We start from the raw sequence: 18,142 nt of genomic DNA on the forward strand, positions 1-18,142 counted from the left end.
TTGTTTGCGGAAGGTTCAGCTGCCCGAAACTCGTGGAGGCTTCGAGATCAGTGGCGTCCGGGTTACATGCTTACGCATTTCGCACCGACGCTGTCGCCGGGAGGCCCGGCGGGAGCCCGCCCGAGGTCGGCCGCAGGCCGCTGATCCGCCGTGCTCGCGGACTAGAGTGATGCTCTGACGACGGGGAGGGCGGACATGGCAGACGACGCAGCGTGGCCATCCCTCGCCGTGCAGAGCTGGACGCCGACCCGCGACACCCTCCACATGTGGACGCAGATCGTCGGCAAGATCAGGATGGCGCTGGCCGCCCCTGTCAACCACTGGTGGCACGTCACTCTGCGCGTGGACGCGCGCGGGCTCACCACCGGGGCCATCCCGATCGGCTCTCGGCTGCTCGAGATCGCCTTCGACTTCCTCGATCATGTGCTGCTCGTGCGCACGAGCGACGGCGGTAAGGTGTCCATCCCGCTGCCAGGGCGGTCGGTCGCTCAGCTCTACGCGGAGGTCTTCGACGCGCTCCGGCATCTCGACGTCGAGGTGGTCATCCATCCCTCGCCGAACGAGGTGGAGGTGGCGATCCCGTTCGCCGACGACACCGTGCACTCCACCTATGTGCCCGAGCAGGCGACAGCGTTCTGGCGTCAGCTCATCCAGGCCGATCGCGTCCTCCAGCGATTCCGCTCCGAGTTCCGCGGCAAGGTCAGCCCTGTGCACTTCTTCTGGGGAGCGATGGACCTCGCCGTCACGCGTTTCTCCGGCCGCACCGCTCCACCGCATCCCGGCGGCGCACCGAACTGTCCCGACAGCGTGATGCGCGAGGGCTACTCGCACGAGTTGAGCAGCGCCGGGTTCTGGCCGGGTGGCGGCTCGGAGGGCGCGTTCTATTCATACGCGTACCCGGCCCCCGACGGCTACGCGGAGGCCGAGCTGCCGCCCGGAGCCTCGTTCAGCGAGGAGTACGGCGAGTTCCTGCTGCCGTACGAGGCCGCGCGCGCCTCCGCCGACCCCGACGCGACCGTGCTCGCCTTCCTCCGCGCCACCTACGCCGCGGCCGCGCAGCGAGCCGACTGGCCTCCCGAGCTGCTGATCCCACCGCACCACGTGAGGAGTGAACGATGACGAACGGCATCGACACGAGCGTCCCGCCGAGCGGCACCGGCTGCGTCGAATGCGACCAGGCCGGCGGCTGGTGGGTGCATCTGCGTCGCTGCGCAGAATGCGGCCACGTCGGCTGCTGCGACGATTCCCTCTCCCGGCACGCCCGCGCGCACGCGGCTGCGACCGGACACCGCTACATCCAGAGCTTCGAGCCCGGCGAGGAGTGGTTCTGGGACTTCCGCACCGACCAGTACGCCGAAGGGCCGGCGCTCGCGCCCCCGACGAGCCACCCGGACGATCAGGGTGTCCCGGGCCCGGCGAGCCGGCTTCCCGCCGACTGGCGGGCAATCCTCATGCGGCGTGCGGACGCCGAGGCGGCGAACTGACGAGCGAACGATCCGCGACCGATAGAGGAGCCGCATGACCCCCTACCTGGACAAGTCCATGCCCGAGGCGTGGCTGGCGGCCCGGGCCTGGTCCGCCGTCGTCGCGGAATCCGCGCTCGCGGCCGGGCTGACGGCGCACGAGATCGAGCTCATCAAGGTGCGGGCCTCCCAGCTGAACGCGTGCGCCTACTGCCTCGACCTGCATTCGCGCGAGGCCAGGAAGACGGGCATTCCGCAGCAGAAGCTCGACATGCTCCCCGCCTGGCGGGACGCGGAGCTCTACGACGAACGGGAGCGAGCGGTGCTCGCCATCGCCGAGGCCGCTACGCAGCTGCCGCTGACGGAGGACTTCCGGGCCGATCTCGCCGGGGCCCGCGTGGTGCTGGACGAGCCCGCCTACGTCGCGGCCGAGTGGATCGCCGTGGCCATCAACACCTTCAACCGTGTCTCGATCCTCAGCGGGCACCGGGTGAACGCGCGCGACGCGGAGGGTCGGTTGCTCCACTGAAGCAGGGTCCGCGAATCAGCTGACGACAGCGATCCCGTAGTCGGTGGTCCCGAGTTTCCGGGCCAGGAGCATCGACAGGAAGATGTAGTGCTCCGGCCCGCGGGCAGTGGCGATGCCGCCGAGGTCGATCCGCGATTCTTCCGGCCACCCGAGGTCCCCCAGGAGCCCAGCGACGGTCGCCTTCGCGTCCGCGTCGTCTCCGGAGAGGAAGACGGTCGTCGGAGGCAGCCGTCCGGGATCCGCCATCAGCGGCGCACTGACGGTGTTGAGGGTCTTGACGACTCTGCTTCGAGGGAAGTCCTCCTGGAGGGTCGCGCCCAGGCTGCCGTTCGGGAAGCTGAGCTCGAAGCCCTCGGTGAGTGAGTTGCCGACGTCGATGAGGACGGCGCCGGCGAGCGCGTCGGCGCCGACGTCGGCCAGCACTCCCCGCGTGATCGAGCCTGGAACCGCCGCGATGACGACCTGTGCTCCGGCGACGGCCTCGGCGACGAGCCGGGTCGGCGCGGCCAGGCCGGTCTGCCTCCCGGGTGTCCGCGAGCCGAAGACGACGTCGTGTCCAGCCGCGACCAGACCTGCTCCGACGGTCGAACCGACGCGGCCGGTTCCGATGATCGCGATCTTCATGGGCGGAGGCTAGCAGCGGCCCGGCGCCGCCGGAAGAGTCGAATGCCGTCCGAATCGGGCATTCACGACGACGCGACACCGGCTTACTGTGTGCACATGAAATCGAGCCTGCCGTTCGTCATCCCCGGAGTGATCCTCGCCGCCATCGGTCTGGTGTGGCTGTTGCAGGGCGTCGACGTGCTCGGCGGCTCCGCGATGAGCGGCTCCCCGCTGTGGGCGACGGTCGGGCCGATCGTGCTGGTGATCGGGCTGGCGCTGATCGTGATCGGCGTCGTGCGGAGGCGGCGGTCCCGCACCCGCTGAGCGACGCGCCCTAGAAGATCAGGAGCCCCGCGAGATAGCTGACGCCGAGCGTGCCGATGCCGACGGTGAGCGACCGTCCCACCGTGCGCAGCACCCCGGTGCGGCCGGTGCGCGCACTCACGATGGAGGTCAGGACGAGTGAGGCGACGACGGCGAAGAGCACTGCCCACGCCTCGATCTGCGCCGGCACCAGCACGGTGATCAGCAGCGGCACGAGCGCACCCACCGCGAAGGCCAGGGAGGCCGAGACCCCCGCCCAGACCGGAGCCGCCCGCGACATCACCTCGCTGATCCCGTGCTCGGTCTCCAGCTGGGCTGCCAGCGCGTCCCGCGCGGTCAGCTGCTCGGCGACGAGCCGGGCCAGGTCGGTACTCAGCCCCTTCGACTCGTAGTAATCGGAAAGCTCGAGCATCTCCTCGGCCGGGCTCAGCTCGAGCTGCGCGGCCTCCTCCCGGGCGACCCGCAGTTGGGCGTCCCGCTCCGCCGCCTCTTCCGACCACTTCGCGCCTCCGAGGCTGAGCGCCCCCGCGACGGTGGCGACGATGGCGGCGGTCAGCAGCGTCGAATCGCTTGCGCCCGCTCCCGCGAAGCCCTCCAGCACACCGGCGGTGGCGATGATGCCGTCGTTGGCGTCGACCGTCCACGCGCGCAGCGAGGCGGCGTCGGTCACCGCGGCGCGGAACCGGCTGAGGGCGCTGGGCATGAGATATGGTCCCATGCCGCGTGACCCGAATCGCCCGACGCGCGAGACGGTGCAGGCTACGGAGCGATGCATCGCGCACGGGTTAGGGTGCTGCCGTAGTCGACCGAACAAGGGGGTTGCTTCGTGGGACTCATCATCTGCGATATGTCCGTCTCTCTCGACGGTTACGTCACCGGCCCGAATGACAGCCGGCAGAATCCCTTCGGCGACGGCGCGCAAGACCTGCACGCGTGGCTTCGACCGACGGCGTCCGACGACGACCGCGCGGTGCTGGAGGGCACGATCGGGAGCGTGGGCGCGATCGTCATGGGTCGCAGGTCGTTCGAGAAGAACGAGGGCGACGGCGGCTGGGGAGATGCCGGACCGATGGGCGACGTCCCGGTGTACGTGCTGACGCATAACCCGCCGGCACGCGCCTACCCGAAGGTTTTCACGTTCGTCTCAGAGGGCGTCGCCGACGCCGTCCAGGACGCCCGCCGAGCCGCAGGCGACAAGAACGTCCACCTCTTCGGCGCCACCGTCATGCAGCAGGCTCTCCCCCTCGGTCTCGTCGACGAGCTCCACCTCCATGTCATGCCCGTACTCCTGGGAGGCGGAACCCCGTTGTTCGGAAGTCTCGACTCGGCGATCGCACTCGAACGCGTCGGCGCCGTCCCCACCCCGTTCGCGACGCACCTGCGATATCGCGTTCTCCGGTAAGAGACGCCGGCACCTCGTCGGGGTGGAGGCTATGGCGCGATCACCATGTGCGAGATGCGATCGCCGTCGACCGTGAAGCGGATCGGGCTGGTTCCGTTGAACCCGTCGCCGGTCACGGTCACGGTGACGACCCACTCGTCACCGTCGCGCGCCACCTCGTCGACCTCGAAGTGCGAACGCTTGCCGATGTTGTCGCTCGCGTTCCACGAGCGGGCGCCGTCGTGACCACGGAAGACGCGGCCCCAATCGTCGAGATGCGCATCATCGGTGAAGACGGCGACGAAGGCCTCCGAGTCGCCCGCATTCGTGGTGTCGATGAAGGCTTGAACAGGAGCGGGGAGGTCGGTCATGGGTCGAGGATCGCACGTCAGCCCGAACGTATCCAGGGGTCGGCGGTCCCTCCCTCGGACGGAGTCGCCTCAGGTCGTGAACGGTCGCTTCTCGTCGCAGAACGCGCACACCAGGTGCCCGTTCGTGTACTCCCAGAGGTGCGCGTGCGGGGCGTCGAAGAACTCGCAGCGGTCTGCGACGAGGGTCGAGGACAGGTCGGCGATGTCGGTGTCTGTGGTCGGCATTTCGGGTCGGCTTTCTGCGGCGGGGGTCGGCGCGTTTGGCGTCTTCGTTCGAATGCGTTATTTCGGCATCAGTATCCGGTCGGGCGCGGAGCGTGCGAAATACCTAGAACTGGTGGCGCCCGATGTGGGGTACCCGCGCGGGAAGGCGACGCATCAGCCGAGCCCCCGCAGAGCACCTCACCATTACCGCCCTCCCGGGTCTATGGTGCGGTCATGGTTGAACATGGAAAGGGCCACCCGGACAGGCTTCCGAAGGGCGAGGAACCGATCGCGGAAGTGACAGCCGATCGATTGGATGAGGACGGCCGACATGCCGGTCGGCTTGTTCTCACGGCGGACAGGATCTATTTCCTCGACGACGAGCACCATGGCGGCGCCCACGACGACGTCATCGATCACGTCCGTTTCCAGGGTGCCGAGGTGACGGGCGACGACGCTGTCGGCACGTTGGCGCTCAGCTGGAGCGACCAGGGAAAGGTCTACGAGGGCGACACGATCGAACTCGACGCCTTCAAGGAGGCGATCGACGACCAGCTGAACCCGTAGCCGAGGTGGCTGCCCTCACACCCGGCTGAGCAGCGGCCCCAGCCGCACCGCCGTGTCGGCGACCAGCGACACCAGTCCGTGCCGGTCCGCAAGGCGGGCGGCCGGGAGGGCCAGCGCGAGGCCGGCGACCAGGCGCTGATCGTCGCCGCGCACGGGCACCGCGAGACAGCCGAAACCGGGGACGAGTTCGCCCTCCTGCGTCGTGAACCGGGTGGGCGACGGCACCGCCCGCGCCGCCTGTTCCGCCAGGAGGAGCCGTCCGAGGGCGGAGACGCTGAGGTCGGCCTGGATGCGCCTGGGGTCCGAGAGTGGGAAGTCCGGGTCCACGTCGACGGGCACCACCCGGTCGTCGCGGTACACGGCCAGGTGGACGCCGCCGCGGATGCGCCCCCGGAGGTCGGCGACGGCCTCCCGTGCTGTCGCGGCCGCATCCTGCGCCTGAGCGACATCGGCGAGCTCGGCGACCTTGCGGCCGAGGGCGAAGCCGCGGAGGTCGGGCATGCGAACGAGGTACTCGTCCTGCACCAGCAGATTCAGGAGGCGGTACGCCGTCGCCCGCGGCAGGCCGAGGCGCGCAGACAGCTGCTGCGCCGTGATTCCGGGCCCGGCTCGCGCCACCTCCTCCAGCACCGCGAACGCGCTGTGCACCGCGCCCGGCTGCCGTCCGCTCAGCTCCGGGATGGCGTTCATGGCGCCCCGCCGAGCACGTCCCCCGTCGTCGGCTCGTCGTACAGGCCGATGCGGCGCAGCGCCTCCGGCCTCCGGCGCCGGCACAGCGCCCACAGCCCGAACGCCATGATCGCCACGCCGGCCAGCAGCAGAACGGCGACGCCCCGGTCGCCCGAGACCTCGAGCCCGAGATCGAGCGCGAGCGCCGCCACGAGGCCCGCAGCCGCAACGGCGGCGGCGACGGCGGGACCGACGGTCAACTCCCCGATCCGGCGCAGGAAGAACGGCGTAGCGACGCACACGAGCGCGTACGCGGTCATGTAGCCGGCCGCCGCGCAGACGACCACGACGCCCATCGCCTGCCACGCCCCCATTCCGGCCAGCACCAGGACGGCGGGCACGGCGACCTCCACCGCGACTCCCAGGCCCAGCGCGATGTGCGGCGTGCGGAACCGTCGATGGGTGCGCCCGAGCGCGCGCGGCGCGATCCCCTCGCGGCCGAGCGAGAACAGCACGCGGGCGAGCGCCGTCGTCGAGGCGAGGGCGCACGCCAGGAATGAGCAGGCGAGCGCAGCATCCAGCAGCAGGCCGATCCACTCCACCCCGGCACGCGCCGCGAGATCGTTGACCGGGCTGTCGCTGGCCACGAGATCCCCGCCGAGCGCCTCGAAACCCGCCAGTTGCGTGTACGCGGAGAGCAGGTAGAGCAGCCCCGCGGCGATCACCGTCCAGCGGATGGTCCGCGGGATGGTCGCGAACGGCCGGCGCGACTCCACGCCGAGCGTCGCAGCGCTCTCGAACCCGACGAAAGCGGTCACGGCGACCGTCGTGCCCGCCGCGAGCTCCGGGATGCCGACCGAGCGGGGAAGCGCGACCTCCGCGAACGACGAGCCGGGCACCCGGACGAGCAGCACGACGATCAGCACGAGGATGCCCACGATCGACAGCAGTTCGATGACGAGCGTGACGCGCGTGGACAGCCGGATGCCACGCCAGAGCACCAGCAGGCACACAGCGCCGAACCCGACCAGCAGCAGGAGGACCAGCCCGCGCGAGCCGGTCACCCCTGGCACCGCATGCGCGACCAGGGTCAGCCCGTAGTAGGCGGCGCCCAGCAGGGCGAACATCGCGACGAATCCGTAGCCGACGATCATCGCGGCGCTGGTCGCGAAGCCCGCCCGCACCCCCAGGCCGCGCGCGGCGAACGTGTAGAGGGAGCCGGTGGCGGCCATGCGCCGGGTGAACTGGTTGACCGCGTACGCGACGAGCGCCATCAGCACGCCCGCGAGGAGGAAGGCCAGCAGGGTGCCCGATCCGGCACGGCCGGCGACGAGCACCGGGCAGGTGGCCGCAGCCGCAGAGGGCGCGACGGCCCCGACCGACTGGGCGAGCACATCCACGAAGCCGAGACTCCGACGGTCGAGACCCGCCATCGGCGAGCGCGCGGCCAGCCCGCCGACCGGGGTCGGATCGGCGATCGCTCGGCTCAGAGCCGTCACGGGGGGCTGTGCTGTCACGGTGTGCTCCTCGCCCGCGAGGCTACGGCGGGCGTGTTGCATCCGCGTTTCGTCGGTGTCACGGACGCGTGACCCCCGAATGCGACGCGGACCGTCCCATTCGGCGGGAGCCGACTCTTCACGCCGGTGGAACGGTCGCGCAACACCCCCTCGCGAGACTGGCCGCACCCACTCCCTCATCCCCTGGAGGAACCCATGACGGCTGCACAGGAGCCCCAGGCTCTGCTCGGCGATCCGATCGCCATCCGAGGTCCCGGCGCCGCGCGCCAGCTCTCCGGCCGGCTCGGCGTCGGCTCGATCGTGTTCATGGTGGTCGCCGCCGCGGCGCCGCTGACCGTCATCGGCGGCGGCTTCCCGGTCGCCGTGCTGCTGGGCAACGGCGCCGGCGTGCCCAGCATGTTCGCGATCGGCGCCGTCATCCTGCTGTTCTTCGCCGTCGGGCTGAGCGCGATGAGCCGGTTCATCCCCCGGCCCGGCGCGTTCTTCACGTATGTCGGCTACGGGATGGGACGCCCGCTCGGCCTCGCCGCCGCCTATCTGGCGCTCCTCACCTACACAACCGTGCAGGTCGCGGTGTACGGCTACCTGGGAGCGACACTGGAGTCGTCTGTCGTCGCACTGCACGGCCCGGACATCCCCTGGTACGTCTACTCGCTCGCGATGATCGCCCTGGTCGGCGTACTCGGCTACCGGCACATCGAGCTGAGTTCGCGCGTGCTCGGCATCCTGCTCATCGCGGAGGTCGGGATCGTCATCGTCCTCAGCTTCGTGATCATCGGGACGGGCGGGGCGGAGGGCCTGTCGCTCGCACCGTTCGAGCCGAGCACCGTGCTGTCGGGCTCCCCCGGCATCGGGCTCATGTTCGCCCTCGCCGGGTTCATCGGGTTCGAGTCGACGGCGATCTTCCGCGACGAGGCCAAGGAGCCCGAGAAGACCATCCCGCGGGCCACCTACATCGCCGTCATCGCCATCGGCGTGTTCTACACGTTCGCCTCCTGGGCGCTGGTGATGGGATGGGGCCCAGCGAAGATCGTGGATGTGGTCGCGGCCGACACGGGCGGCTTCATCGTGAACACCGCCGTCCACTACCTCGGATCCGTCGGCGGCGTGATCGTCAACGTACTCCTGATCACGAGCCTCTTCGCCTGCGTGCTCTCCTTCCACAACGTCGTCACGCGGTACCAGCACTCGATGTCGAACGCGTCGGTGTTCCCGGCGGCGATCGGGCGGGTCCACGGCAAGCACTCGTCGCCGTACGTGTCGTCACTGGTGCAGACCGCGACCGCGGCGGTGCTGATCGTGGCGTTCGCGCTGTTCCGTCTCGATCCCGTGCTGCAGGTGTTCACCTGGTTCAGCGGCATCGCGACGCTCGCGATCGTCGTGCTCATGGCCTTGACCTGCCTGGCGGTCATCGTCTACTTCGCCCGGAAGAAGACCGGAGCCGGGCTCTGGCGCACGGTGATCGCTCCCGTCATCGGCCTGCTCGGCCTGATCGGAGTGACCTTCATCATCGTCGACAACTTCCCCCTGCTGATCGGCGATGTGGATGCCAAAGGCACCCCGGTGGTCGGCCCGCTATCCATCGCCTTCTTCGCCGCCATGCTCGCCGTCCCCGTGATCGGCGTGGTGCAGGCCCTCGTCCTGCGCCGCAGCAAGCGCGCCGCCTACGAGAACATCATCGACACCATCAGCGCCTAGGAGACATGACCATGACGACCGAACTCCCCCTGACCCTCCCCGACGACGACTCGACCGCGCTCGGTCCGCTCTCCAGCCTGACGGCGGCCGAGATCGAGGCGGTGACGCGCATCCTCCGCGACGAGGGCGCCGTCACGGACGCCACCCGTTTCGTCTACGTCGGCCTGCTCGAGCCCGACAAAGCGGACGTGCTGGCCGCGCTGGCGGGCGACGCGCCGGCACCGGACCGCGAGGCGCGCGTGCTGCTCCTCGACGTCACCACCGGCGAGAGCGTCGATGCCGCCGTCTCCCTCACCCGCGATTCGGTCATCGCGCTCGTGCCGATCGATGGCTCGCGCGGTCAGGTGCCGATCCTCGAGGAGGAGTTCGAGGCGATCGGCGGCATCCTCGCCGCGGACGCCGGCTGGCTCGCGGCGCTCGGAAAGCGCGGGCTGGTGAGCGAGCAGGTCGTCTACGCGCCGCTCTCCCCCGGCTCGTACGACATCCCCGGCGAGGAGGGCCGCCGGATCATCCGCGTCTTCGCGTTCCGGATGGACCACGCCGACGACCACCCCTGGGCGCACCCTGTCGACGGGTTGTGCGCCTATGTCGATGTCATCGCCCGCGAGGTCACCCAGGTGGTCGACGCGTTCGAGCTGCCCGTCCCGGAGGAGCCGGGCAACTTCCACCTGGAGTCGGAGCGACCCGCCCCGCTCGACACGCTCAAGCCGATCTCGATCACGCAGCCGGTGGGACCCAGCTTCGCGGTCGACGGAGACACGGTCACCTGGGCCAACTGGTCGTTCTCGCTCGGGTTCGACGCCCGGGAGGGGCTCATCCTCCGGAACCTCGGGTTCGCCGACCCCGACCAGGGAGGCGACGTGCGCCCGGTGGTCTACCGCGCCTCCATCGCCGAGATGGTCGTGCCCTACGCCGACCCCTCGCCCACGCGGTACTGGCAGAACTACTTCGACACCGGCGAGTACCTGTTCGGCCGGTTCGCGAACTCGCTGACGCTCGGCTGCGACTGCCTCGGCGAGATCCGCTACTTCGACGCGGTGCTGTCCGACGAGTTCGGCCGGCCGAAGACGATCGAGAACGCGATCTGCATGCACGAGGAGGACTACGGGACCCTGTGGAAGCACACCGACCTGTTCACCTCCGCGAACGAGGTGCGACGGTCGCGCCGGCTCGTGATCTCCTTCTTCACCACGGTCGGGAACTACGACTACGGCTTCTACTGGTACCTGTATCTCGACGGCACGATCGAGTGCGAGGCCAAGCTCACCGGCATCCTCTTCACATCGTCGTACGTGGAGGGCTCCGCCACCGCGAGCGAGGTGGCGCCCGGGCTCGGGGCGCCGTACCACCAGCACCTGTTCTCGGCACGCCTCGACATGATGGTGGACGGGCTGGCGAACGCGGTCGACGAGGTGGATGCGGTGCGACTCCCGATCAGCGAGAGCAACCCGTACGGCAACGCCTTCACGAAGCGCGCGACGCGCATCCTGAGCGAGGCGGACGGGGCTCGGGAGGCGGACGCCTCCGTCGGCCGCACGTGGCACATCGTCAACACCGAGAAGACCAACCGACTCGGCGTGCCCACCGGGTATGTGCTCCACGCGGAGCAGAACCCGACGCTGATGGCGGACCCCTCCGCCACGGTCACCGCCCGGGCCGCGTTCACGACGAAGCAGGTGTGGGTGACGCAGTACGCCAGCGACGAGCGGTACCCCGCCGGCGAGTTCGTCAACCAGAACCCCGGAGGCGACGGCCTGCCCGCTTACATGGCGGCGGACCGACCCCTCGACGGCGAGGACATCGTGCTCTGGCACACCTTCGGACCGACCCATTTCCCGCGCCCGGAGGACTGGCCGGTCATGCCGGTCGACTACGCCAAGTTCACGCTCAAGCCGTACGGGTTCTTCGGCCGGAACCCCGCCCTCAACGTGCCGGCCGAGGCCCCGGCCCACTGCGCGCCGGGGCACCACGGGCACGGGCACGCTGGGCACAGCGGGCACGCGCACGGCGACCACTCGCACCACGGATGATCGAGGCCCTTCACCTCGGCAGCATGCTCCCGGCCACGCTGGGGGCATGCTGCGTGGCGGGGAGCGCGGACCGCCGCTCCCCGCTCGCGTGGTTCGGGATGCTGGCCATGCTCGCGGCGATGGCGGACACCATGCTGCTGCCGCATCCCCTCGTCGCTCCCGTCGTGTGGGCGGCGCTGCTGGTGGCGACGGGGCTCACGACCGCGGTGGCGCACCGGCAGCGGCCGGCGGGTCGAGGTGGTGCGGCGACCGCGCAGCCTGGGCATCCGGCCCATCCCGTCCATCCCTTCCATCCCGCCCAGACGATGGCAGTGCACCGCGCGCTTCAGGCGATTCTGATGGGCGGGCTGATCGTCGCAGCGGGTGCGCATCACCACGTAGCGGGCGGCGGGCACTCGGCCCACGGGGTGGACGTCATCGCGGCGCTCGGCGTCGCTGCGCTCGCCTTCGCGGTGGGGTCCGGAGCGCTGGCGTTCCGGAGGCAGCTCCCGCGCCTTCCGCGTGCCGAGGCGGCGCTCGGTGCCGCGTCGGTTGCGCTGATGTCGCTGCCGCTGCTGCTGTAGGGCGCGAACCATCTGCGAACGCGTCGGTCATGCCGTCTTGGGTGCGGCTGGCGGCGCACCGACTCGGGCCGTGCGCTTCTGAAACGCTCCGCCGATCAGGAGGACCGCCAATCCGATGGCGAGTCCGAGCGCTTTCGTGCGGGAGGAACTGGGGCGGGACGAGCCTGCCCGAGGATCACACCGTCAGAGTGACCTTCCGCAAGCCCGCCGGGTTGTCCGGGTCAAGGCCTCTGCTCGGTGCGAGTGCGAGTGCGATGCGTTGCAGTGGCACGATCTCGCGCAGCGAAAGCAGCTCGGCGTCCTTTTCGTCGAGCGGGATGCGAACACTCGCGTGGTCGATCACGCCGGGGCCGATTTCGATCACCCTTCCGCCCAGCGCCCCGGCAGCGTCCGCGAACGACAGCACCGAGTCCCGTCCGGCAGGACTCCCGGTGAGCGCGACGACCACCGAGCCCGGGACGACCTGACCGAGCGGGCCGTGCGTCGCGTCGGCTGCGCTCCACCCCGAGGCGGCGATCGCGTTGGTCTCCATCAGCTTCAGCGCGCCCTCGCGCGCCGTCGCCATCGAGTATCCGCGGCCGACGACCAGCACACGCTCGACGCCGGCGAGGACCCCGACGGCCGCGTCCACCGCATCCGGTGTCGCCAGATCTGTCGTCACCGACGCGGCAAGCGTGCGCACACGCTCGTCGAGTTCCGTCCAGCCTGTACCCGCTGCGCGGTGCAGGGTCAGCGCCAGCGCGAGGAGCTCGGCGGTGTAGGTCTTCGTGGCCGCGACAGACGTCTCCGCTCCGGCCGCAAGCGAGACGTGCACGTCCGACGCCGACGCGAGCGCGCTGCCCGCGTCGTTCGAGAACCCGACGACCGGCACGCCCGCTGCCGCGAACGAGGCGACCGTCGCCAGCAGGTCAGGCGAACTGCCCGACTGCGAGACCGCGAGCGCCACCGAGCGGGGGTAGGCGAGCTGCGTGCCGAAGCCGGTGACACTCGCCGGCGTCGCGAGCATCGCGGGAATGCGCAGCAGGTTGTGGGCCAGATACTGCGCGTACATCGCCGCGTGGTCGCTCGACCCCCTGGCGGCGAAGACCAGCAGCTCCGGCCGAGCGCCGACGATCAGCTCGGCTGCCGCGTCGATCGTGTCGCGGCCGAGGAGGAGGTCGAGCCAGCGCTCCGGCTGCTCGGCGATCTCCGCCCGCATCCGGTGGCCGGGACGCGTGTCGCCGCTCACGAGCTGAGGCCCGTGATCATCGCGACCAGCTCGTTGTGCGTGGTCTCCTCGGTGCGCTTGGTACCCACCTGGGTTCCTCGCCGCAGCACCGTCACCCTGTCGGCCACGCGGAACACCTGCTCCATGTTGTGGCTGACGATGAGCACGGCGGCGCCGCGCGCCTTCAGCTTGAGGATCAGCTCCTCCACCTTGGCGGTCTCGGCCACGCCCAGCGCGGCAGTCGGCTCGTCCATCAGCACCAGGCTGCTCGCCCAGTGCGTGGCGCGGGCGATCGCGATGCCCTGCCGTTGGCCGCCGGAGAGGTCGCTCAGGGTCGCGCGCGCCGACGGGATGCGGACATCCAGTTCCTCGACGAGGGCCTGCGTGCGCGAAGCCATCGTCTTGCGATCGAGCGTTCCGAACGGCTTGCGGCGCAGCTCCCTGCCGAGGAACAGGTTCATGTAGACCGGCTGCAGATCGACGAGGGCGAGATCCTGATAGACGACCTCCACGCCCCTGGTCCTGGCATCCGACGGATCGCGGAAGCTGGCGCGCTCGCCGTTCACCCAGATCTCGCCGTCCGTCGGCTGGTACATGCCGGAGATGATCTTGACGAGTGTGGACTTACCAGCGCCGTTGTCGCCGACGAGGGCGACGATCTCGCCCGGCTCGATCTCGAGGTCGAAGCGCTTGATGGCGACGATGCCGCCGAAGTGCTTGGTGATCCCATCGAGGCGTAGAGGCTTCACCGTGGTGTCCTGTGGAGCGGTCATGGGGGTCATGCTGTCCTCCCTGTCGCGGCAAGCGCGGATGCGGTTGTGATGGGCGCGGAACCGTCGGCCGACCAGATTCCGGCGACGCTGGGCGTCCCTGTGGAGAGTCCGGCGATTCCTGCGGTGAGACCGCGGGTGACGAAGACCTGCGGCCGGAAGCCGAACAGGACGGTGTCCCCGGGCTGGACGGCACGGCCGTAGAGCGGGATCGTGGCGTAGTAGTCGATGGCGTCCGGGGCGGGCATGTCGACCAGCAGTTCGGGCGCGGAGGCGGTGTCCCCTCCCTGCTCGACGATCAGCGCGCTCGTCGTCGTTGCACCGAGGACGGGGTCGACGTAGAGTCCGCCGCCGTACACGTACGCGTCGCCGTTCCAGAGGTGCGACACTTCGGAGACGTAGGCGATGGCCGGCTCTTCAATGAGGTCGTGCGCGGCATGCAGGGGCGTCGTGCCGGTCAGGCCGTGTCCGGGTTCGACCTGTGTGGCGCCCGCGGCCGCCAGCGTCTCGAGCACCGACACCGACGTCGTTCCCGGGGCGTTGACCTGGACGTTCGTCCGTCCGGCCGATTCGAGCGCGCGCAACGCCGTGGTCAGGGTCTCGAGGTTGTGGGTGGAGCGCGCCGTGGCCGTCTTGGCGTCGAACAGTGTCGCGGGGAACGTGGTGACTCCGGCGAAGCGCACGCCGGGGACCGCGTCGATGCGGTCGGCCGCGGCGACCACGTCCGCGGCGTCGAACCCGCCCTCATGGCCCCGGTAGAAACGGTCGCCCGGCGCCGCGATCCGCAGGAGCACGTCCTGCACACGGCCGCGGGCCGCGGCCGCCGCGCCGGCCTCGCGCGCCTTCTGCTCGGAGAACACGGTCCAGTAGAGCGGTTCGAGAGCCGCGGCGTCCGCGGCACGGTGCCGCGGGATCTGCACAAGGTGACCGAGGTGACCGGTGGGGAGGCCACCGCTCGCCGCGGCGATGGCGCACTCCAGATCGACGCCCACGGCGTGACGGATGCCCCCTGCCACGATGGCGCGGGACGCGTCAGGGTTGCGGCCGATCTGCTTGGTCATGGCGAATGGCGTCAGACCGAGCCGCGCGGACTCTGCCGCGAGGGCGGATGCGTTGCGTTGCACCGCATCCAGGTCGATGACGAAGGTGTTCGGCGGGATGGAGCCGCTCTGGTGCAGTTGCGTCGCCGCGTCGAGGAGCGCCTGGTTGCGGCGGCGGAGGAGGTCGAGGAACATCGCTTGTCGTCCTTACTGTCTTCGCGGTCTAGTTGCTCTTCTTGGCGCGGAGGGAAAGGGAGACGGCGACCAGGATGATCGCGCCGCGCACGATCATCTGCTGCGCCACGGTGAGTCCACCGAGCAGCAGTCCGTAGTTGATCATGCTCATGAAGAGGCTGCCGACCAGGGCGCCGATGATGGAGCCCTTTCCGCCGGTGAGGGCTGTACCTCCCACGATCACCGCCGCGAGGACGCTCATCAGGTCGGAGCTGCCGAGCGTGTACGTCGCTCCGGCCAGGCGGCCCGCGTACAGCAGGCCGGCGAGCGCTGCCGTCACGCCGCTGAGGATGAAGACCGCCATACGGACGCGGTTGACCTTGATACCGCTGACTGCTGCAGCGGCGGCCTTGTTGCCGACGGCGAGCACGTGCGCGCCGAACGCGCGCTGACGGAGCACGTGCCAGCCGATCGCGGTGACGACCGCCGTCCACCAGATCAGAATCGGGATGCCGAGCAGGGTGCCCCCGCCGAAAAGCCAGCCGAACACGGCGTCGGTCACCGGCACCGACTGCAGGTTGGTCGACTGCTGGGCGAGACCGGCGATGAGTCCCATGGTCGCGAGGGTGACCAGGAAGGACGGCAATCGCACGAGGGTCACGAAAATGCCGTTGACCGCTCCGATGACGGCCCCCACCGCGAGCCCGGCGATCGCCGCGATCCACCACTGGTGCGTGCCCTGGAGCGTGACGGCGGCGACGAGCGAGGCGAGGGCGACGGTCGATCCGATCGAGAGGTCGATCTCGCCGAGGCTGAGGACGAAGACCGTTCCGATCGCCATGACCGTGATCGGGGTCGCCTGCGTGATGATGTTGACCAGTGTCGTCCCGTTGAGGAAGTTGGCGCCCTGGGTGATCGCGAAATAGAGGAAGACGACCACGAAGCCGATGTAGACGACGAACTGACGCCAGTCCGCGTGGCGCAGCCGGTCGCCGACGGTCATCCTGCCGTCGGTGGTGGATACAGTCATGATGCTTCTCTTTCCGTGCTGAGCGGTGCTGCGTCGATGGCGAGGCGGACGGCGCCGAGGATGGGGGCGGATGAACCGAGTGGGCTGATGCGCACCTCGATCGTCGGACGGCCGAGTCGGCCGAGCCAGTGGAGAACCGGCGCGAGCAGTTCCTCGCGGCTGCCGATACCGCCGCCGAGGACGAACAGCCCGGGGTCGACGACGGCGTCGACGGCGAGGATCGCGTGGGCGAGCCACCGCGCCTCCTCGTCGAGCGATGCCAACGCATCCGGGTCGCCTCCGGCCGCTAACTCGAACACTTCCACGGCGCTCGACCGGGCACGGCCGGAGGCGACTTGGAACCGTTGTGCGATCGAGTCGCCGCTGACGACCTCCTCGAGGGCGCCACGCCGTTGGTTTCCGGGATCGAGCGGGTCAGACCCGATCGGCAGATAGCCGATCTCGCCCGCTCCTCCGCGGACGCCCTGCCAGATGCGGCGATCGAGCACCACGCCGACGCCGATACCGGTTCCGACGGAGACGAAGGCGAAGGTGTCAACCTCTGTGCCCACTCCGCTATGCAGTTCGCCGAGCGCCGCGATGTTCACGTCGTTGTCGATCACGACCGGGTGACCGAGCCGACCTTCGAGTTCAGCGACAACGTCGAATCCTTCGAGGTCGCCGAGATTGGGGGCGAGGTCGAATTTCCCTGTGGAGGAGTCCGGTACCCCCGCGCCACCGATCGCCGTCGCGACGATGGAAGCTCGGGATGCGCCGACCGCCGCGGCCAGTCCTCTGACCATCTCGGTGACCTGCGCCACGATCGCCCGCCCGTCGCGTGTCGGCTCGGTCGTCTCGTGGAGGATTTCGCCCGCGATAGTGGCGATGCCTGCGCGCACCTTGGTGCCGCCGAGGTCGATCCCGACTACGTACTGGTGCTGCATGGTGCTCACACGACCTCCAGCACAGACGCCGGGTTGGCCGCGAGCAGCTGCTCGATCGCCGCGTCGGAGACGCCGCGCTCGAGCAGCGCAGGCACGAAGACCGCACCGAGGTACGAGTACCCGCTCTCGCCATGCGTGCTTGGGTTCATCCACACCTCGGCTCCCGTCAGGTCCTGCGCGAGCAGGATGCGGTCGGTGAGCCCATCGCCGACGAGTGCGGCGACGAGGTCGGCCCGGCCTGCGTCGGAGCGGTGGAACGCGCGCTTGCTGAACTCGCCGTCCGGACGCTCGTCAGAGAGAGGACCGAGGAAGAAGTCCCAGTTCTCCTTGCCGATCGTGTCGACGGCCACGCGCGCACCGGCGTCGATCACCCGACGAACGAGGCCGATGCCGAGCTGGGTGTCGAGATGGCCGACGACGACACGGTCCAGATCGACACCTTCTGACCTGAGGATGTCGAGCTGCTCCATCGCCTGGGTGCCGTGGGTGGTGTGCGTCATGATCCCGAGTCCCGTCGCCCGCTGGGCGCGGGCCACGGCTCGGAGGCACTTCTCCTCGTGCGGCGTGATCTCGCCGAGGCTGGTCGCCTGCTCTCCGAAGACGCCGGCCTGGACGCCGGAGTTCCCGATTCCCACCTCCGCGTCGCGGACGAGGCGGGCGGTCATGGCGTCGAGATCGGCAGAGAGCGCCCACGCTGGGGAGTACGACTCCAGATAGATCGCCGTGCCTGACACGACGTGCAGGCCGCTCCGCTGGGAGATCTCGACGAGCGCCGCTGCGTTGTCGCCGTTCGCGTCCCGTCCGACGACGCCGTATGGGCTCAGATCGACAACGGTGCCGAAACCAAGGTCGCGGAGCCCGGCCAGTGCATCCACTGCCCTGTCGAGACGGTCGTCGCGGGTTCCTCCGGTGAGCCAGGGGCCCGGTGTGAGTGACAGCAGATGCTCATGCGGCATGACCCGTCCGAGGTCTGCTGAGTCGACCGGGCCGAGCACGGTCATGACCTGCCGTGTCATCGGTTCTCCTTTTGGTGCGTGCGGCCAGCGACGGTGTCCGACGGTCCGCGTGGTTCGTGGTTC

The 18,142-nt window shown here is 69.8% G+C and carries 22 protein-coding genes; 9 read left to right on the forward strand and 13 right to left on the reverse strand.

What is annotated here, in order from left to right; genetic code table 11:
* The first annotated feature begins 195 nt into the window (after window positions 1-195).
* From ASF88_RS16520 to ASF88_RS16530, 3 genes are read left to right on the forward strand one after another with little or no spacing between them, the layout of a single operon-like run.
* On the forward strand, window positions 196-1,119 hold the full coding sequence (locus ASF88_RS16520; RefSeq protein ID WP_055921281.1) for a DUF5996 family protein: 924 nt from the start codon (window positions 196-198) through the stop codon (window positions 1,117-1,119).
* Entirely contained in the window at window positions 1,116-1,484 is a 369-nt protein-coding gene (locus tag ASF88_RS16525) for a UBP-type zinc finger domain-containing protein (protein ID WP_055921284.1), read from the forward strand. Before ASF88_RS16520 ends, ASF88_RS16525 begins: the two co-directional genes overlap by 4 nt.
* A 34-nt stretch (window positions 1,485-1,518) precedes the next feature.
* Entirely contained in the window at window positions 1,519-1,992 is a 474-nt protein-coding gene (locus ASF88_RS16530) for a carboxymuconolactone decarboxylase family protein (RefSeq protein ID WP_055921287.1), read from the forward strand.
* A 15-nt stretch (window positions 1,993-2,007) separates the two neighbouring features.
* On the opposite strand, the gene ASF88_RS16535 is transcribed toward ASF88_RS16530, so the two are convergent.
* Window positions 2,008-2,616 (reverse strand): NADPH-dependent F420 reductase, encoded by a 609-nt coding sequence (locus tag ASF88_RS16535; RefSeq protein ID WP_055921289.1) that lies wholly within the window; start codon window positions 2,614-2,616, stop codon window positions 2,008-2,010.
* Between the two features lie 96 nt (window positions 2,617-2,712).
* On the opposite strand from ASF88_RS16535, the gene ASF88_RS16540 reads away from it, so the two are divergent.
* Entirely contained in the window at window positions 2,713-2,919 is a 207-nt protein-coding gene (locus ASF88_RS16540) for a hypothetical protein (RefSeq protein ID WP_055923006.1), read from the forward strand.
* 10 nt (window positions 2,920-2,929) lie between these two features.
* On the opposite strand, the gene ASF88_RS16545 is transcribed toward ASF88_RS16540, so the two are convergent.
* The gene (locus ASF88_RS16545; protein WP_055921292.1) at window positions 2,930-3,622 is read right to left on the reverse strand and encodes a VIT1/CCC1 transporter family protein; all 693 of its coding nucleotides are present in this window, start codon (window positions 3,620-3,622) and stop codon (window positions 2,930-2,932) included.
* Between the two features lie 144 nt (window positions 3,623-3,766).
* On the opposite strand from ASF88_RS16545, the gene ASF88_RS16550 reads away from it, so the two are divergent.
* Window positions 3,767-4,321, forward strand: coding sequence for a dihydrofolate reductase family protein (locus ASF88_RS16550; RefSeq protein ID WP_235493529.1), 555 nt, complete (start codon window positions 3,767-3,769; stop codon window positions 4,319-4,321).
* A 29-nt stretch (window positions 4,322-4,350) separates the two neighbouring features.
* On the opposite strand, the gene ASF88_RS16555 is transcribed toward ASF88_RS16550, so the two are convergent.
* From ASF88_RS16555 to ASF88_RS20730, 3 genes are all read right to left on the reverse strand, one after another.
* Window positions 4,351-4,671 carry a nuclear transport factor 2 family protein gene (locus tag ASF88_RS16555; protein ID WP_055921300.1) on the reverse strand — a complete coding sequence of 107 codons (321 nt, stop codon included), beginning with the start codon at window positions 4,669-4,671 and terminating at the stop codon, window positions 4,351-4,353.
* 69 nt (window positions 4,672-4,740) lie between these two features.
* Window positions 4,741-4,896 (reverse strand): hypothetical protein, encoded by a 156-nt coding sequence (locus tag ASF88_RS20530; RefSeq protein WP_157498416.1) that lies wholly within the window; start codon window positions 4,894-4,896, stop codon window positions 4,741-4,743.
* 183 nt (window positions 4,897-5,079) lie between these two features.
* Window positions 5,080-5,295 carry a hypothetical protein gene (locus tag ASF88_RS20730; RefSeq protein WP_162242583.1) on the reverse strand — a complete coding sequence of 72 codons (216 nt, stop codon included), beginning with the start codon at window positions 5,293-5,295 and terminating at the stop codon, window positions 5,080-5,082.
* 21 nt (window positions 5,296-5,316) lie between these two features.
* Between ASF88_RS20730 and ASF88_RS21070 the strand changes: the two genes are divergently transcribed.
* A complete protein-coding gene (locus ASF88_RS21070) occupies window positions 5,317-5,442 on the forward strand; it encodes a hypothetical protein (RefSeq protein WP_268765656.1) in 126 nt (41 codons plus the stop codon).
* A gap of 15 nt (window positions 5,443-5,457) precedes the next feature.
* On the opposite strand, the gene ASF88_RS16565 is transcribed toward ASF88_RS21070, so the two are convergent.
* Window positions 5,458-6,132: a helix-turn-helix domain-containing protein gene (locus ASF88_RS16565; RefSeq protein ID WP_055921306.1), complete on the reverse strand. Its 675-nt coding sequence runs from the start codon at window positions 6,130-6,132 to the stop codon at window positions 5,458-5,460.
* Window positions 6,129-7,628, reverse strand: a complete 1,500-nt coding sequence (locus ASF88_RS16570) for an APC family permease (protein ID WP_235493530.1) — start codon at window positions 7,626-7,628, stop codon at window positions 6,129-6,131. Before ASF88_RS16570 ends, ASF88_RS16565 begins: the two co-directional genes overlap by 4 nt.
* 195 nt (window positions 7,629-7,823) lie before the next feature.
* Between ASF88_RS16570 and ASF88_RS16575 the strand changes: the two genes are divergently transcribed.
* From ASF88_RS16575 to ASF88_RS16585, 3 genes are read left to right on the forward strand one after another with little or no spacing between them, the layout of a single operon-like run.
* A complete protein-coding gene (locus ASF88_RS16575) occupies window positions 7,824-9,326 on the forward strand; it encodes an APC family permease (protein WP_055921313.1) in 1,503 nt (500 codons plus the stop codon).
* An 11-nt stretch (window positions 9,327-9,337) separates the two neighbouring features.
* Window positions 9,338-11,356 carry a primary-amine oxidase gene (locus ASF88_RS16580; RefSeq protein ID WP_055923008.1) on the forward strand — a complete coding sequence of 673 codons (2,019 nt, stop codon included), beginning with the start codon at window positions 9,338-9,340 and terminating at the stop codon, window positions 11,354-11,356.
* Window positions 11,353-11,919 (forward strand): hypothetical protein, encoded by a 567-nt coding sequence (locus ASF88_RS16585; RefSeq protein WP_055921316.1) that lies wholly within the window; start codon window positions 11,353-11,355, stop codon window positions 11,917-11,919. Before ASF88_RS16580 ends, ASF88_RS16585 begins: the two co-directional genes overlap by 4 nt.
* A 175-nt stretch (window positions 11,920-12,094) precedes the next feature.
* Here ASF88_RS16585 and ASF88_RS16590 read toward each other — a convergent pair whose 3' ends face one another.
* From ASF88_RS16590 to ASF88_RS16615, 6 genes are read right to left on the reverse strand one after another with little or no spacing between them, the layout of a single operon-like run.
* On the reverse strand, window positions 12,095-13,147 hold the full coding sequence (locus ASF88_RS16590; protein ID WP_055921319.1) for an SIS domain-containing protein: 1,053 nt from the start codon (window positions 13,145-13,147) through the stop codon (window positions 12,095-12,097).
* Window positions 13,144-13,899 (reverse strand): ATP-binding cassette domain-containing protein, encoded by a 756-nt coding sequence (locus ASF88_RS16595; RefSeq protein WP_157498417.1) that lies wholly within the window; start codon window positions 13,897-13,899, stop codon window positions 13,144-13,146. The genes ASF88_RS16590 and ASF88_RS16595 overlap by 4 nt, the downstream gene beginning before the upstream one ends.
* 5 nt (window positions 13,900-13,904) lie before the next feature.
* On the reverse strand, window positions 13,905-15,131 hold the full coding sequence (locus tag ASF88_RS16600) for an alanine racemase (RefSeq protein ID WP_055921325.1): 1,227 nt from the start codon (window positions 15,129-15,131) through the stop codon (window positions 13,905-13,907).
* A gap of 28 nt (window positions 15,132-15,159) precedes the next feature.
* The gene (locus ASF88_RS16605) at window positions 15,160-16,140 is read right to left on the reverse strand and encodes an ABC transporter permease (RefSeq protein ID WP_055921327.1); all 981 of its coding nucleotides are present in this window, start codon (window positions 16,138-16,140) and stop codon (window positions 15,160-15,162) included.
* The gene (locus ASF88_RS16610) at window positions 16,137-17,063 is read right to left on the reverse strand and encodes an ROK family protein (RefSeq protein WP_235493582.1); all 927 of its coding nucleotides are present in this window, start codon (window positions 17,061-17,063) and stop codon (window positions 16,137-16,139) included. The genes ASF88_RS16605 and ASF88_RS16610 overlap by 4 nt, the downstream gene beginning before the upstream one ends.
* Before the next feature lie 5 nt (window positions 17,064-17,068).
* Window positions 17,069-18,079, reverse strand: coding sequence for a phosphotriesterase family protein (locus ASF88_RS16615; RefSeq protein WP_055921333.1), 1,011 nt, complete (start codon window positions 18,077-18,079; stop codon window positions 17,069-17,071).
* Between the last annotated feature and the right edge of the window lie 63 nt (window positions 18,080-18,142).

It is taken from the genome of Leifsonia sp. Leaf336 (assembly GCF_001423695.1).
Lineage (GTDB): Bacteria > Actinomycetota > Actinomycetes > Actinomycetales > Microbacteriaceae > Leifsonia.

Bases quoted from the DNA above. Each gene is read 5' to 3' on its own strand.
- ASF88_RS16520 (WP_055921281.1), top strand. From the start codon at position 196: ATGGCAGACGACGCAGCGTGGCCATCCCTCGCCGTGCAGAGCTGGACG.
- ASF88_RS16525 (WP_055921284.1), top strand. From the start codon at position 1,116: ATGACGAACGGCATCGACACGAGCGTCCCGCCGAGCGGCACCGGCTGC.
- ASF88_RS16530 (WP_055921287.1), top strand. From the start codon at position 1,519: ATGACCCCCTACCTGGACAAGTCCATGCCCGAGGCGTGGCTGGCGGCC.
- ASF88_RS16535 (WP_055921289.1), bottom strand. From the start codon at position 2,616: ATGAAGATCGCGATCATCGGAACCGGCCGCGTCGGTTCGACCGTCGGA.
- ASF88_RS16540 (WP_055923006.1), top strand. From the start codon at position 2,713: ATGAAATCGAGCCTGCCGTTCGTCATCCCCGGAGTGATCCTCGCCGCC.
- ASF88_RS16545 (WP_055921292.1), bottom strand. From the start codon at position 3,622: ATGCCCAGCGCCCTCAGCCGGTTCCGCGCCGCGGTGACCGACGCCGCC.
- ASF88_RS16550 (WP_235493529.1), top strand. From the start codon at position 3,767: ATGTCCGTCTCTCTCGACGGTTACGTCACCGGCCCGAATGACAGCCGG.
- ASF88_RS16555 (WP_055921300.1), bottom strand. From the start codon at position 4,671: ATGACCGACCTCCCCGCTCCTGTTCAAGCCTTCATCGACACCACGAAT.
- ASF88_RS20530 (WP_157498416.1), bottom strand. From the start codon at position 4,896: ATGCCGACCACAGACACCGACATCGCCGACCTGTCCTCGACCCTCGTC.
- ASF88_RS16565 (WP_055921306.1), bottom strand. From the start codon at position 6,132: ATGAACGCCATCCCGGAGCTGAGCGGACGGCAGCCGGGCGCGGTGCAC.
- ASF88_RS16575 (WP_055921313.1), top strand. From the start codon at position 7,824: ATGACGGCTGCACAGGAGCCCCAGGCTCTGCTCGGCGATCCGATCGCC.
- ASF88_RS16580 (WP_055923008.1), top strand. From the start codon at position 9,338: ATGACGACCGAACTCCCCCTGACCCTCCCCGACGACGACTCGACCGCG.
- ASF88_RS16585 (WP_055921316.1), top strand. From the start codon at position 11,353: ATGATCGAGGCCCTTCACCTCGGCAGCATGCTCCCGGCCACGCTGGGG.
- ASF88_RS16595 (WP_157498417.1), bottom strand. From the start codon at position 13,899: ATGACCGCTCCACAGGACACCACGGTGAAGCCTCTACGCCTCGATGGG.
- ASF88_RS16600 (WP_055921325.1), bottom strand. From the start codon at position 15,131: ATGTTCCTCGACCTCCTCCGCCGCCGCAACCAGGCGCTCCTCGACGCG.
- ASF88_RS16605 (WP_055921327.1), bottom strand. From the start codon at position 16,140: ATGACTGTATCCACCACCGACGGCAGGATGACCGTCGGCGACCGGCTG.
- ASF88_RS16610 (WP_235493582.1), bottom strand. From the start codon at position 17,063: ATGCAGCACCAGTACGTAGTCGGGATCGACCTCGGCGGCACCAAGGTG.
- ASF88_RS16615 (WP_055921333.1), bottom strand. From the start codon at position 18,079: ATGACACGGCAGGTCATGACCGTGCTCGGCCCGGTCGACTCAGCAGAC.